Below are 13,389 nucleotides of genomic sequence, written 5' to 3' on the forward strand. Positions count from 1 at the left end.
GGAAGTGCTTACTAATTATGAAACATAAACTACAAATGATGAAAATGCGTTGGTTGAGTGCTGCAGTAATGTTAACCCTGTATACATCTTCAAGCTGGGCTTTCAGTATTGATGATGTCGCAAAGCAAGCTCAATCCTTAGCCGGGAAAGGCTATGAGGCGCCTAAAAGCAACTTGCCCTCCGTTTTCCGCGACATGAAATACGCGGACTATCAGCAGATCCAGTTTAATCATGACAAAGCGTACTGGAACAATCTGAAGACCCCATTCAAACTCGAGTTCTACCATCAGGGTATGTACTTCGATACCCCGGTCAAAATAAATGAAGTGACTGCCACCGCAGTCAAACGAATCAAATACAGCCCGGATTATTTCACTTTCGGCGATGTTCAGCATGATAAAGACACGGTAAAAGACCTTGGTTTTGCCGGTTTTAAAGTGCTTTACCCGATCAACAGCAAAGATAAAAACGATGAAATCGTCAGCATGCTCGGGGCCAGCTATTTCCGCGTGATTGGCGCAGGTCAGGTTTATGGCCTTTCTGCCCGCGGCCTGGCAATTGATACCGCCTTGCCATCGGGTGAAGAATTTCCACGTTTCAAAGAGTTCTGGATCGAGCGTCCAAAACCGACTGATAAACGTTTAACCATTTATGCATTGCTTGACTCGCCGCGTGCGACAGGTGCTTACAAATTCGTGGTTATGCCAGGGCGTGACACGGTTGTGGATGTGCAGTCGAAAATCTATCTGCGCGATAAAGTCGGCAAACTGGGGGTTGCACCGTTAACCAGTATGTTCCTGTTTGGGCCGAACCAACCTTCGCCTGCAAATAACTATCGTCCGGAGTTGCACGATTCTAACGGCCTGTCTATCCATGCCGGTAATGGTGAATGGATCTGGCGTCCGTTGAATAACCCGAAACATTTAGCGGTCAGCAGCTTCTCGATGGAAAATCCGCAAGGCTTCGGTCTGTTGCAGCGCGGTCGTGATTTCTCCCGCTTCGAAGATCTCGATGATCGTTACGACCTCCGTCCAAGCGCATGGGTGACTCCGAAAGGGGAGTGGGGCAAAGGCAGCGTTGAGCTGGTGGAAATTCCAACCAACGATGAAACCAACGATAACATCGTCGCTTACTGGACGCCGGATCAGCTGCCGGAGCCGGGTAAAGAGATGAACTTTAAATACACCATCACCTTTAGCCGTGATGAAGACAAACTGCATGCACCAGATAACGCATGGGTGCAACAAACGCGTCGTTCAACGGGGGATGTGAAGCAGTCGAACCTGATTCGCCAGCCTGACGGTACTATCGCCTTTGTGGTTGATTTTACCGGCGCAGAGATGAAAAAACTGCCAGAGGATACCCCGGTCACAGCGCAAACCAGCATTGGTGATAATGGTGAGATAGTTGAAAGCACGGTGCGCTATAACCCGGTTACCAAAGGCTGGCGTCTGGTGATGCGTGTGAAAGTGAAAGATGCCAAGAAAACCACTGAAATGCGTGCTGCGCTGGTGAATGCCGATCAGACGTTGAGTGAAACCTGGAGCTACCAGTTACCTGCCAATGAATAAGACAACTGAGTACATTGACGCAATGCCCATCGCCGCAAGCGAGAAAGCGGCATTGCCGAAGACTGATATCCGCGCCGTTCATCAGGCGCTGGATGCCGAACACCGCACCTGGGCGCGGGAGGATGACTCCCCGCAAGGCTCGGTAAAGGCGCGTCTGGAACAAGCCTGGCCAGATTCACTTGCTGATGGACAGTTAATTAAAGACGATGAAGGGCGCGATCAGCTTAAGGCGATGCCAGAAGCAAAACGCTCCTCGATGTTTCCCGATCCGTGGCGTACCAACCCGGTAGGCCGTTTCTGGGATCGCCTGCGTGGACGCGATGTGACGCCGCGCTATCTGGCTCGTTTGACCAAAGAAGAGCAGGAAAGCGAGCAAAAGTGGCGTACCGTCGGTACCATCCGCCGTTACATTTTGTTAATCCTTACGCTCGCGCAAACTGTTGTCGCGACCTGGTATATGAAGACCATTCTTCCTTATCAGGGGTGGGCGCTGATTAATCCTATGGATATGGTTGGTCAGGATGTGTGGGTTTCCTTTATGCAGCTTCTGCCTTATATGCTGCAAACCGGTATCCTGATCCTCTTTGCGGTGCTGTTCTGTTGGGTGTCCGCCGGATTCTGGACGGCGTTGATGGGCTTCCTGCAACTGCTTATTGGTCGCGATAAATACAGTATATCTGCGTCGACAGTTGGCGATGAACCATTAAACCCGGAGCATCGCACGGCGTTGATCATGCCTATCTGTAACGAAGACGTGAACCGTGTTTTTGCTGGCCTGCGTGCAACGTGGGAATCAGTAAAAGCCACCGGGAATGCCAAACACTTTGATGTCTACATTCTGAGTGACAGTTATAACCCGGATATCTGCGTCGCAGAGCAAAAAGCCTGGATGGAGCTTATCGCTGAAGTCGGTGGCGAAGGTCAGATTTTCTATCGCCGCCGCCGTCGTCGCGTGAAGCGTAAAAGCGGTAATATCGATGACTTCTGCCGTCGCTGGGGCAGCCAGTACAGCTACATGGTGGTGCTGGATGCTGACTCGGTAATGACCGGTGATTGTTTGTGCGGCCTGGTGCGCCTGATGGAAGCCAACCCGAACGCCGGGATCATTCAGTCGTCGCCGAAAGCGTCCGGTATGGATACGCTGTATGCGCGCTGTCAGCAGTTCGCGACCCGCGTGTATGGGCCACTGTTTACAGCCGGTTTGCACTTCTGGCAACTTGGCGAGTCGCACTACTGGGGACATAACGCGATTATCCGCGTGAAACCGTTTATCGAGCACTGCGCACTGGCTCCGCTGCCGGGCGAAGGTTCCTTTGCCGGTTCAATCCTGTCACATGACTTCGTGGAAGCGGCGTTGATGCGCCGTGCAGGTTGGGGGGTGTGGATTGCTTACGATCTCCCGGGTTCTTATGAAGAATTGCCGCCTAACTTGCTTGATGAGCTAAAACGTGACCGCCGTTGGTGCCACGGTAACCTGATGAACTTCCGTCTGTTCCTGGTTAAGGGTATGCACCCGGTTCACCGTGCGGTATTCCTGACGGGCGTGATGTCTTATCTCTCCGCTCCGCTGTGGTTTATGTTCCTCGCGCTTTCTACTGCATTGCAGGTAGTGCATGCGTTGACCGAACCGCAATACTTCCTGCAACCACGGCAGTTGTTCCCGGTGTGGCCGCAGTGGCGTCCTGAGCTGGCGATAGCGCTGTTTGCTTCGACTATGGTGCTGTTGTTCCTGCCGAAGTTATTGAGCATTTTGCTTATCTGGTGCAAAGGAACGAAAGAATACGGTGGCTTCTGGCGCGTTACATTATCGCTGCTGCTGGAAGTGCTGTTTTCCGTGCTGTTGGCTCCGGTACGCATGCTGTTCCATACGGTCTTCGTCGTCAGCGCGTTCCTTGGCTGGGAAGTGGTGTGGAATTCACCGCAGCGTGATGATGACTCCACTTCCTGGGGCGAAGCATTCAAACGCCACGGCTCTCAGCTGCTGCTGGGGTTAGTGTGGGCGGTTGGTATGGCGTGGCTGGATCTCCGTTTCCTGTTCTGGCTGGCACCGATTGTCTTCTCGTTGATCCTGTCACCGTTTGTTTCGGTGATCTCCAGCCGTACTACCGTGGGTCTGCGAACCAAACGCTGGAAACTGTTCCTGATCCCGGAAGAGTATTCACCACCGCAGGTGCTGGTTGATACCGATCGTTTCCTTGAGATGAATCGTAAACGCTCCCTTGATGATGGTTTTATGCACGCGGTGTTTAACCCGTCATTTAACGCTCTGGCAACCGCAATGGCGACGGCGCGTCACCGCGCCAGTAAGGTGCTGGAAATCGCCCGTGACCGCCACGTTGAACAGGCGCTCAACGAGACGCCAGAGAAGCTGAATCGCGATCGTCGCCTGGTGCTGCTAAGCGATCCGGTGACAATGGCCCGTCTGCATTTCCGCGTCTGGAATTCCCCGGAGAGATATTCTTCATGGGTGAGTTATTACGAAGGGATAAAGCTCAATCCACTGGCATTGCGTAAACCGGATACGGCTTCGCAATAAAAACGTAGTTGCCTGATGCGCTACGCTTATCAGGCCTACATTGCTCCTGCAATGTGTTGATTTTGCAAGATTTTGTAGGTCGGATAAGGCGTTCACGCCGCATTAGGCAAAAACAACGAGCCAATAAAAATACCGGCGTTATGCCGGTATTTTTTTACGGAAGGGGTATCAAATGCGTTTAATTATGGTGAGCATCATGGTGACCTTGCTGTGTGGCTGTGGCAGCATCATTAGTCGCACTATACCGGGGCAGGGGCATGGCAACCAATATTATCCCGGTGTGCAATGGGATGTGCGTGACTCCGCCTGGCGTTACGTCACGATCCTTGATCTGCCATTCTCCCTTGTTTTCGATACTTTACTGCTGCCGATCGACATTCATCATGGCCCGTATGAGTAATTAGCGTTCATCCCACTCATCAGCCGCTGCCCGTCCTTCTTCCGTATCCAGCGGTGGCTCAAGCTGAAATTCCCCCTCGTCCCATTCATGTAATGTATTCTCTTCCTGCCACTCCTGGCGGATCTCTATCTCATCATAGTCGCCGACAAAGACACTTTGCGCGGCTTCACCGCTAAGCATGGGTAAACATTCACCTTCTTCCCCTTCGTCGGCAAAAAACTCAACTTGCCACATGATGTCGCCGTCCTGCAAAACGTATTTTTGGGCATTGAACTGTTGCACATTCGCGTCTTCGGCGTCGATGCCGGGGTTGTCTGCAAGAAATTCTTCGCGTGCAGCGTCAATGGCTTCTTCAAGCGTTGCGTACATGGTCATCACGATTCTCCCTTTGAGTTGATGAGGTTTCAGGGAAAAGGATAGCTGATTCTCCGCTTTTGCAAGTATGAAAGGCGAAAAATCAGTTCGATACCTGGGGTATCCGACGACGGCGCAGACTGTTCCATGAATAGACTGCGTTGAATAACACTACGCCAGCGGTGACGAGGAATACCGCTCTGAAACCGTAGTTCGCCGAAATCGCCGCTCCCATCAATGGCCCGGTAACGTTGCCAATATCACGAAAAGATTGGTTATAGCTGAAAATACGCCCGGCGATTTGGTTGCTTGAGTTGTAAACCAATAGTGTCTGTACGGCGGGGAGTAGTGCACCATCGGCAGCACCGAGCAAAAAGCGTAAGATCCCAAGTTGTAACGGTGTCTGAACGTAAGACATTGGGATCAACAGCAGTACAGAAAAGATCAACGCTGTAATCAGGATCTTTTCGGGGCCGATTCGATCGCCAAGTTTGCCGAGTCGTGGTGCACTCAGCAGAGCAGCCACGCCTGGCACCGAGGCGATCATGCCACTGATAAAGGCGACGTTACTGACGTTACCCGCCAGTTCGCGGACATACAGCGTCAGAATAGGGGCAATTGAACCCGTCGCCACCTGGATGATTAACGTGGTGACAAACAGGCTGAGTACCAGTTTCGGGTTTTTAAGTGATGTCACCACTTCCCGCATATGCAGCATCTCTTTTTTGCTGACCGGCTGGAATTTTTCTCGGATGCAAAACAGGGTGACGAAAAAGCAAAGTATCAGCACACTGGCGGTAATAAAGAATACCGGACGTAAGCCGTAGCTATCGGCAAGCAAACCACCAGCCATTGGGCCGAGCAACGCGCCGCTAACGCCGCCTGTGGAGAGCGTACCCAGCGCCCAGCCGCTTTTATTACGCGGTACTTGTGTGGCGATAAGAGCATTAGCGTTGGGAACAAATCCGCCAAGCAAACCAAGCAGCGCCCGCAGGATCAAAAACTGCCAGATATTTTGTGCCATCCCCATTAACACCATCACGATGCCCATCCCAAGGGCAGAGCGTAATAGCATGAGTTTTCGGCCTTTACGGTCGGCAAGCCCACCCCAAAACGGTGAGGCGATGGCCGAAAATAAAAATGTAATGCTGAAGACAATACCGGACCACATATTCAAGGCGGAGTGGCCCGTAACGCCAAGCTGCTCAACGTAGAGGGGTAAGAAGGGCATTACCAGGCTGAAGGCGGCACCGGTAAGAAAACAGCCTAGCCAGGCGACGATCAGGTTTCGTTTCCAGTTTATAGGGGTGTCATTTTCACAGGGTGACATAGCAATCCGCTGTTGGTGCGCCAGGCGCGGTGAACATAAGAAGAAAAGATAAGCACACTAATTATGCGCCCGACTTCCAGGGGGCGCAATCCAGAGAGCTTTTATCGCTAAATCAGGGGGATTTGCTGTGGTAATGCCGGATACCATTCTGAAGCATCCGGCATGGGAGATTTAATAGCGTGAAGGAACACCTTCCGGACGTGTTTTAAAGCGACGGTGCAACCACATATACTGCTCTGGTGCCATCATGATGCATTTTTCGACCACTTTGTTCATCCACGCGGCGGTGGTTTCGGCATCATCCAGCGGCGGAGAACACTCTGGCGGTAGCATAATCAACTGATACCCTTTGCCATCTGGCTTACGGCGTGGAACGAAGGGCACCAGACATGCGCCGGACATCCGTGCCAGCATCCAGGTTCCGGTTGTGGTCGCAGCCTGCTCAACGGCAAACAACGGGACGAAAACGCTTGAGCGCGGGCCGTAATCATGATCCGGTGCGTACCAGACCACTTCGCCTTTTTTCAGGGCTTTAATCATGCCTTTTAAATCTTTGCGGTCGAGCATCGATTTATTTGAGCGCAAACGGCCCCAGGTTTGTAGCCAGTCAATCAGTGGATTATCGTTCGGGCGATAAACGCCAATCCCCGGTTCCTGCATACCAAACTGCCGCGCACCCAGCTCCAGTGTAAGAAAATGGATGCCAACTAACAGGATGCCGCGTTGTTGCGCCTGCACGTCACGAATGTGTTCCATGCCGATCACTTCCGTCCAGCGGGCGATTCGGCGGTCCGGCCAGAACCACGCCATGCCGGTTTCCATCAGCCCCATACCAACAGATTCGAAATTCTTCACCACCATTTCACGGCGTTCTTGTTCGCTCATTTCCGGGAAGCACAGTTCCAGGTTGCGATGCACAATTTTTGCGCGTCGTTTCATAAAACGTAACGCCAGTTTTCCTAATCCACAACCGAGGCGGTAGATAACCGGGTAGGGCAATTGCACGACTAACCAAAGTACGCCAATACCCAGCCAGGTTAACCAATAACGCGGATGAAGCAGTGCGGTGGAGAACTTGGGTAGATTCGTCATATCAATCCTGTTTTTCAACCTATTCGGGCAATTGTATGTATTGTCGCATTTTTTCGCCCGCAACCAAAATTTGTGGCTGAAGACTGGGCGAAATTACCGCGCTTGTAAATAATAAATAATTTTTAATGCGCAAATGTAGCGTAAAATGTGTGGATGTTAATTATCGATAATTGCTATATCATGCCGCGGATTTTTACTTTCCCATCTCGCAGGAACCGTACACCATGCCAGTGTTACACAACCGCATTTCCAACGACGCGCTGAAAGCCAAAATGTTGGCTGAGCGTGAACCGCGCACCACCATTTCGTTTTATAAGTATTTCCACATCGCCGATCCGAAAGCGACCCGTGACGCTTTATATCAGCTGTTTACTGCGCTGAATATTTTTGGGCGAGTGTATCTGGCGCATGAGGGGATTAACGCGCAAATCAGTGTACCTGCGAGCAATGTTGAAACATTTCGCGCACAGCTATACGGCTTCGACCCTGCTTTAGATGGCTTACGCCTGAATATCGCGTTGGATGATGACGGGAAATCCTTCTGGGTACTGCGCATGAAGGTGCGCGATCGCATCGTAGCCGACGGTATTGACGATCCTCACTTTGATGCCAGCAATGTTGGTGAGTATCTGCAGGCGGCAGAAGTGAACGCCATGCTTGACGATCCCGATGCTCTGTTTATCGACATGCGTAATCATTATGAGTATGAAGTGGGGCACTTTGAAAACGCGCTGGAAATTCCGGCAGATACCTTCCGTGAGCAGCTGCCAAAAGCAGTCGAGATGATGCAGGAACATAAAGATAAAAAAATCGTTATGTACTGCACCGGCGGCATTCGTTGTGAAAAGGCCAGTGCCTGGATGAAACATAACGGATTCAATAAAGTCTGGCATATCGAAGGCGGAATTATTGAATACGCCCGTAAGGCGCGCGAGCAGGGCTTACCGGTGCGTTTTATTGGCAAAAATTTTGTGTTTGACGAGCGGATGGGCGAACGTATATCTGATGAGATTATCGCGCATTGCCACCAGTGCGGTGCGCCGTGCGACAGCCATACCAACTGTAAAAATGATGGCTGCCACCTGCTGTTTATTCAGTGTCCAGTATGTGCAGAAAAATACAAAGGTTGTTGCAGTGAGATTTGCTGCGAAGAAAGCGCGTTACCGCCAGAAGAACAGCGACGCCGTCGGGCAGGACGTGAAAATGGCAATAAGATCTTTAATAAGTCTCGTGGACGTCTGAATACAACACTGGGCATTCCTGATCCAACAGAATAAATATCATTGCCGGATGCGTGTCATCCGGCAACATTTCACGCTTACTTCTGCTGTACGCCTTCCACTGAAATAATCAGATCAACTTCCTGAGAAGCTGGACCTAAATCTGTCTTGATATTGAAGTCTTTGAGCTTAATTTTGCCTTCGGCCTCAAAGCCTGCACGTTTACCGCCCCACGGGTCGTCGCCCTGACCAATTAATTTCGCTTCCAGCGTGACGGGTTTGGTTACACCATTCAGCGTCAGATCGCCGGTAATATCCAGTTCGTCACCGTCTTTCTTCACGCTGGTGGAGGTGAATGTTGCCTGTGGATATTTTGCGGTATTGAGGAAATCCGCACTGCGAAGATGTTTATCGCGTTCGGCGTGATTAGTATCGACGCTGGTGGTGTTAATTGTCACATTCACTTTATCGGCAGCTGGATTTTTTTCATCAAAGGTAAAAGTACCGTCGAAATCTTTAAAGGTGCCATATAACCAGCTATAGCCAAGATGCTGGATGCGGAAGTTAACAAAGGCGTGCTGACCTTCTTTGTCAATTTTGTAATCGGCGGCAACCGCTGAACCGGCAGAGAACATCAAGGAAGCGAAGGTTAAACCAAGCAGGCTTTTTTTCATTTTTTATACTCCATAGTCAGATGACGACTTTCCCAGCATGCGCTTCAGAGTGTCGTCTTTATCGATGAAATGATGCTTCAGGGCCATAAATCCGTGCATAACGGACAGTACTACGACGCTCCACGCGAGCCAAAAATGCAGGGCACCGGCAAAGTCAGCCTGTGCGCCAGCGTCGGCGAGGGTCGCGGGGACGTCAAACCAGCCAAAAACGCTGATCGGTTTACCATCGGCAGTTGAGATCAGATAGCCGCTGATGCCGATGGCAAAGAGCAATAGGTACAATGCAAGATGTCCAGCCTTTGCGCCAACACGAGTCATGGGCGAATAACTTTGCAGCGGACCCGGCGGTGGAGATATGACACGCCAAAGAACGCGAATAACCAGCCCCATCATTAACAAAATGCCGATGCTTTTATGCAATTCGGGTGCTTTGTGGTACCAGCCATCGTAATAGCTGAGCGTGACCATCCACAGACCTAAAGCAAACATGCCATAGACAATAATTGCGCTTAGCCAATGTAAGGCCGCAGATATAACACCATAGCGTTCAGGGGTATTTGTGAATGACATAAGTGCATCCAAAACGAATTTGCGAGAGAAAGAAAATGGCGTGTCGGAGAATGAATTGCAACACAAAAATAACAAATTGAATGATATTTATTTTTATTTCAATAATTTTGAATTAATAATGAAAGAATCTTCATAAGTTTAGTGGGTTCAGCATCTGGAAGGTCTGGTAAGTGCTGTAGAGGCAGGAAGAATCTCATTCAATTTTTCACGCTAAATGAAAGGGAGATTAAATATTTGTCAGTTTATGTCAGTGCGGAAAAACTAAAAATAAAACACGTAGATCAGGTCCATAATTGCCAACAGTCCCCAGAGAAAAAGATAAAGCATCAGATGCTCGCGAATATTATTGATGAGATAGTGCAACAGCCGACGCATTAAATACTCCTGTAAAAACGGCCTCATTCTGGAGGCCGTAATGATGATTATTGGAAGCGGGAAAGCCTGAATGGCGTCAAATCAAAATCGCTTTTTTTGTCTTGCGCAAAATCGGCAGCTATTTCCCCTAAAACTGACGCAAATTTAAAACCGTGCCCGCTCAGGCCGGTAATGAGCAGTGTATTATCGTGGCCGGGTAGAGTATCGATAATAAAATCTTCGTCAGGCGAATTATCATAGGTGCAGGCAGCGCCGTACAGGCAGCAACCGATACCCGGCAATACATTGCGCAAGAACGGGAAGGCTTCCGAGCCATCGCTGACGACTTCCGCAAACGGAACACGTTCATCCGCTGAATGGATAACCTGGCCTCCGTTATGTTTGCCAATCTTCAACGCGTCGTTTTCTGCCGGAAAACCATAATATTGATCGCCATTGGGCAGTTCACCGGTAAACGCCGGGAATTTATTCTTCACGCTATAGCGACCATCGGCCTGATACCAGGCAAATACTTTGCGTACGGGCTGGACAGGCAGTTCCGGGAGCAGATCTTTTACCCATGTTCCCGCGCAGACGATCGCTTTTTTCGCCTGATACTCACCGTCAGCCGTTTCAATAATTACGCCATCATCGTCATGACGAATTGCGGTGACCGGGCAGTTAAACAACTGCGCACAACCCGCTTCCTTCGCCAGTTGGATCCAGGTTTTAATCGCCAGTTCGCTGCGTAAAAAGCCGGAATCAGTCTCAAATAATCCGATGTAGTTGTCCGGGACGCGTATTTCCGGCCAGCGGGCCATAATCCCTTGCGCATCGAGCTTTTCAACGTTGAGTTGCCACTGTTCGGCGCTGTGGGCGACGTTGGCGAGAAATGTGGAATCAGCCGGGCCAAGGTTAATGACGCCAGAGCGTACAAAAATGGGATCTTCTTCGTTGTGGCGGGAGAGTTCATCCCACAGCGTTTGCGCGCGGAGGACCAGCGGGACATACTTTTCGCCTTCACCATAAGCATGGCGAATTAATCGCGTATCGCCGTGGTGGCTGCCGTGTTGATGCGGTGGCATATGGGCGTCGGTCATTAGCACGTTTAAACCGGCACGGGTTGCATAATACCCGGCGGCAGCGCCTACGGAACCGCTGCCAATAATGATGAGATCGTATTTCATTTTTTTCTCTCTGCTCTCATGGTTTAAGCAGAGTAATTAACTGAATGCAGATATACAACCCAGAAATGGTAAAGGCACCAGTGAGGTGCCTTTTGGGTGGATGGTCATGTCATGTTAATGACGCCGATACTCGTTTACCGGGAAATCACCGGATTCAATTTTGGCGATTCCTGCTTCTAATATCGAAATAAATTGTCTGGCAACATCAGTGGTTAACCAGAGCGTCTGACCAACTTCAGTCCCTTCCTGCTCGGACTTATTTGGGGTCTGGTAGTGCAAACGCAACATCAGCGCATCATAGCTATCAACGGTGCTGATGTCCCACCCTACGAGCGGATGAGTCTGAATGACTTCATTATTTTTTTCCATCATGGCCCCCTAATTCGTGTTACTAGACAACGTTATTCGAGGTTCAATGCGTTTTTATCTGAAGCAACTTCAGTATACCAATAAGTAAGGGTATTCACCGAATTTTTAAAGGGGGGAACAGATAAATTTTTGCTTTTAAGATTTATATGAACAATAAAACAGCATGTCATTCATATTTTTTTAGCATATTGTGCAATTATTTTGAGGAAGTGTAGAAATTTTGTACTCGAAATTCGTAAGTAAAATAAAAAAGCCGGGGCGACCCGGCAAAAACAAAAATCACTGCATATTATTCGCTGACAAACCAGTCATCGGCGCTTTCCCACGTTTCCTGGAGAATTTCGCTAATGCGCTGTTTATCTTCTTTTGTCGCGCCAATAACCGATAAATTATTCGCTGCGGCATAACGTACCGATACGTGGCCTTCATTATCAGGAAACGCATACTGAATACGGCGGGAAAGTTCGCCAGCCAGGGCGTCAATAGCCCCAGCTGGCAATGGAGAAGTTTTCGCTATGGTGACTTCAATTCGCATAATAGCCCCCTGTTAAATATACTGGTTATTTATACAGTTAAAATAACCTAATGACAACAGGAAGCTACGATTTTTATTGTTTAACGGACCAGCGTACCGTTTCACCGGCGAGGAATGGCACCAGTGTGTCATCAGTCAATGCGATGCTTTCAGCAACCTGCTGTTCTTCGCGTACCAGTTCGATGAATGTGTCGTTGACCGGCAAGCCATAGAACTGTGGGCCGTTTACAGAACAGAATGCTTCAAAGTGCTGCAGAGCATTCATCTCTTCAAAGACGGTAGCGTAACTGCCCAGCGCGGTTGGGGCGTTGAAGCAGCCCGCGCAGCCGCAGCTGCTCTCTTTGCGATGACGTGCATGCGGCGCAGAATCCGTACCGAGGAATACGCGATTAAAACCGCTGGCGACCAGTTCACGCAGTGCCTGTTGGTGAATATTGCGTTTGAGGATGGGTAGACAATACAGGTGTGGACGCACGCCACCAACCAGCATATGGTTGCGGTTAAACATCAGATGCTGCGGAGTGATGGTGGCCGCCAGACGTTCATTTCCGTTACGGACATAGTCGGCAGCATCTTTGGTGGTGATGTGCTCAAAAACGACTTTCAGCGCGGTCAGGCGCTGGCGCAGCGGTTCCATCACGCTTTCAATAAAGCGCGCTTCACGATCAAAAATGTCGATATCTGCATGTGTCACTTCACCATGCACCAGTAGCGGCATACCGATTTTTTCCATGCGCTCAAGTACCGGCATGATTGCATCAACCGACGTCACGCCGTGGCTGGAGTTAGTGGTTGCGTTTGCGGGGTAAAGTTTTGCAGCGGTGAACACGCCTTCGTTAAATCCACGTTCCAGCTCATTAGGGTCCAGCGAATCTGTTAAATAACAGGTCATCAGCGGGGTGAAATCGTGCCCGGCAGGTACGGCGTCAAGAATACGCTGGCGATATGCCACGGCAGCCTCAACGGTTGTTACGGGCGGAGCCAGATTGGGCATTACGATAGCCCGTCCATAAATTTCGCTGGTATAAGGCACGACAGTTTTTAACATGTCGCCATCGCGGAGGTGAAGGTGCCAGTCGTCTGGGCGGCGGATCTTTAATACCTGGGATGGTGCAGTCATTAATCTCTATGCTCCGGCTGAAGGGATGTTTTTGCCGGACACAAAGGATAAGCGGAAACGTTTTCCTTTGCACGAAA

General features: G+C 50.1%; 14 protein-coding genes. 4 read left to right on the forward strand and 10 right to left on the reverse strand.

The window, feature by feature from the left end; genetic code table 11:
• Nucleotides 1–35 precede the first annotated feature (35 nt).
• The 3 genes from mdoG (at nt 36) to BEB54_RS05795 (ending at nt 4,507) form a co-directional block, all read left to right on the forward strand.
• Nucleotides 36–1,571 (forward strand): glucans biosynthesis protein MdoG, encoded by a 1,536-nt coding sequence (mdoG, locus tag BEB54_RS05785; RefSeq protein WP_001300662.1) that lies wholly within the window; start codon nt 36–38, stop codon nt 1,569–1,571.
• Nucleotides 1,564–4,107 (forward strand): glucans biosynthesis glucosyltransferase MdoH, encoded by a 2,544-nt coding sequence (gene mdoH / locus BEB54_RS05790; RefSeq protein WP_105277111.1) that lies wholly within the window; start codon nt 1,564–1,566, stop codon nt 4,105–4,107. The genes mdoG and mdoH overlap by 8 nt, the downstream gene beginning before the upstream one ends.
• A 172-nt stretch (nt 4,108–4,279) precedes the next feature.
• Entirely contained in the window at nt 4,280–4,507 is a 228-nt protein-coding gene (locus tag BEB54_RS05795) for a YceK/YidQ family lipoprotein (protein ID WP_032183917.1), read from the forward strand.
• Here BEB54_RS05795 and BEB54_RS05800 read toward each other — a convergent pair whose 3' ends face one another.
• From BEB54_RS05800 to lpxL, 3 genes are all read right to left on the reverse strand, one after another.
• The gene (locus BEB54_RS05800) at nt 4,508–4,882 is read right to left on the reverse strand and encodes a MysB family protein (RefSeq protein WP_105277112.1); all 375 of its coding nucleotides are present in this window, start codon (nt 4,880–4,882) and stop codon (nt 4,508–4,510) included. It lies immediately after the preceding gene.
• 82 nt (nt 4,883–4,964) lie between these two features.
• Nucleotides 4,965–6,191 (reverse strand): multidrug efflux MFS transporter MdtG, encoded by a 1,227-nt coding sequence (gene mdtG, locus BEB54_RS05805; protein ID WP_032183921.1) that lies wholly within the window; start codon nt 6,189–6,191, stop codon nt 4,965–4,967.
• Nucleotides 6,192–6,362: 171 nt separating this feature from the next.
• Entirely contained in the window at nt 6,363–7,283 is a 921-nt protein-coding gene (gene lpxL, locus BEB54_RS05810; RefSeq protein WP_001353291.1) for a kdo(2)-lipid IV(A) lauroyltransferase, read from the reverse strand.
• A gap of 224 nt (nt 7,284–7,507) precedes the next feature.
• On the opposite strand from lpxL, the gene trhO reads away from it, so the two are divergent.
• Nucleotides 7,508–8,560 (forward strand): oxygen-dependent tRNA uridine(34) hydroxylase TrhO, encoded by a 1,053-nt coding sequence (gene trhO / locus BEB54_RS05815; RefSeq protein WP_001353290.1) that lies wholly within the window; start codon nt 7,508–7,510, stop codon nt 8,558–8,560.
• A 41-nt stretch (nt 8,561–8,601) separates the two neighbouring features.
• On the opposite strand, the gene BEB54_RS05820 is transcribed toward trhO, so the two are convergent.
• From BEB54_RS05820 to pyrC, 7 genes are all read right to left on the reverse strand, one after another.
• Nucleotides 8,602–9,177 (reverse strand): YceI family protein, encoded by a 576-nt coding sequence (locus tag BEB54_RS05820; protein WP_000749261.1) that lies wholly within the window; start codon nt 9,175–9,177, stop codon nt 8,602–8,604.
• Nucleotides 9,178–9,180: 3 nt separating this feature from the next.
• Nucleotides 9,181–9,747: a cytochrome b gene (locus tag BEB54_RS05825; RefSeq protein ID WP_032302850.1), complete on the reverse strand. Its 567-nt coding sequence runs from the start codon at nt 9,745–9,747 to the stop codon at nt 9,181–9,183.
• 261 nt (nt 9,748–10,008) lie between these two features.
• On the reverse strand, nt 10,009–10,122 hold the full coding sequence (locus BEB54_RS05830; RefSeq protein WP_001253418.1) for a YceO family protein: 114 nt from the start codon (nt 10,120–10,122) through the stop codon (nt 10,009–10,011).
• A 47-nt stretch (nt 10,123–10,169) separates the two neighbouring features.
• Nucleotides 10,170–11,288 carry an N-methyl-L-tryptophan oxidase gene (solA, locus tag BEB54_RS05835; RefSeq protein ID WP_032183924.1) on the reverse strand — a complete coding sequence of 373 codons (1,119 nt, stop codon included), beginning with the start codon at nt 11,286–11,288 and terminating at the stop codon, nt 10,170–10,172.
• A 114-nt stretch (nt 11,289–11,402) separates the two neighbouring features.
• Nucleotides 11,403–11,657: a biofilm formation regulator BssS gene (gene bssS, locus BEB54_RS05840; protein WP_000414437.1), complete on the reverse strand. Its 255-nt coding sequence runs from the start codon at nt 11,655–11,657 to the stop codon at nt 11,403–11,405.
• Nucleotides 11,658–11,946: 289 nt separating this feature from the next.
• The gene (dinI, locus tag BEB54_RS05850; RefSeq protein WP_001217754.1) at nt 11,947–12,192 is read right to left on the reverse strand and encodes a DNA damage-inducible protein I; all 246 of its coding nucleotides are present in this window, start codon (nt 12,190–12,192) and stop codon (nt 11,947–11,949) included.
• A gap of 73 nt (nt 12,193–12,265) precedes the next feature.
• Nucleotides 12,266–13,312 (reverse strand): dihydroorotase, encoded by a 1,047-nt coding sequence (gene pyrC / locus BEB54_RS05855; protein ID WP_000126547.1) that lies wholly within the window; start codon nt 13,310–13,312, stop codon nt 12,266–12,268.
• Between the last annotated feature and the right edge of the window lie 77 nt (nt 13,313–13,389).

Source organism: Escherichia sp. MOD1-EC6021 (assembly GCF_002965245.1).
Classification (GTDB): domain Bacteria; phylum Pseudomonadota; class Gammaproteobacteria; order Enterobacterales; family Enterobacteriaceae; genus Escherichia; species Escherichia coli_F.

Coding starts and splice junctions, on each gene's coding strand:
- dinI (WP_001217754.1), bottom strand. CDS start 12,192: ATGCGAATTGAAGTCACCATAGCGAAAACTTCTCCATTGCCAGCTGGG.
- BEB54_RS05830 (WP_001253418.1), bottom strand. CDS start 10,122: ATGCGTCGGCTGTTGCACTATCTCATCAATAATATTCGCGAGCATCTG.
- mdoG (WP_001300662.1), top strand. CDS start 36: ATGATGAAAATGCGTTGGTTGAGTGCTGCAGTAATGTTAACCCTGTAT.
- BEB54_RS05825 (WP_032302850.1), bottom strand. CDS start 9,747: ATGTCATTCACAAATACCCCTGAACGCTATGGTGTTATATCTGCGGCC.
- BEB54_RS05800 (WP_105277112.1), bottom strand. CDS start 4,882: ATGACCATGTACGCAACGCTTGAAGAAGCCATTGACGCTGCACGCGAA.
- trhO (WP_001353290.1), top strand. CDS start 7,508: ATGCCAGTGTTACACAACCGCATTTCCAACGACGCGCTGAAAGCCAAA.
- mdoH (WP_105277111.1), top strand. CDS start 1,564: ATGAATAAGACAACTGAGTACATTGACGCAATGCCCATCGCCGCAAGC.
- solA (WP_032183924.1), bottom strand. CDS start 11,288: ATGAAATACGATCTCATCATTATTGGCAGCGGTTCCGTAGGCGCTGCC.
- bssS (WP_000414437.1), bottom strand. CDS start 11,657: ATGGAAAAAAATAATGAAGTCATTCAGACTCATCCGCTCGTAGGGTGG.
- mdtG (WP_032183921.1), bottom strand. CDS start 6,191: ATGTCACCCTGTGAAAATGACACCCCTATAAACTGGAAACGAAACCTG.
- pyrC (WP_000126547.1), bottom strand. CDS start 13,312: ATGACTGCACCATCCCAGGTATTAAAGATCCGCCGCCCAGACGACTGG.
- BEB54_RS05820 (WP_000749261.1), bottom strand. CDS start 9,177: ATGAAAAAAAGCCTGCTTGGTTTAACCTTCGCTTCCTTGATGTTCTCT.
- BEB54_RS05795 (WP_032183917.1), top strand. CDS start 4,280: ATGCGTTTAATTATGGTGAGCATCATGGTGACCTTGCTGTGTGGCTGT.
- lpxL (WP_001353291.1), bottom strand. CDS start 7,283: ATGACGAATCTACCCAAGTTCTCCACCGCACTGCTTCATCCGCGTTAT.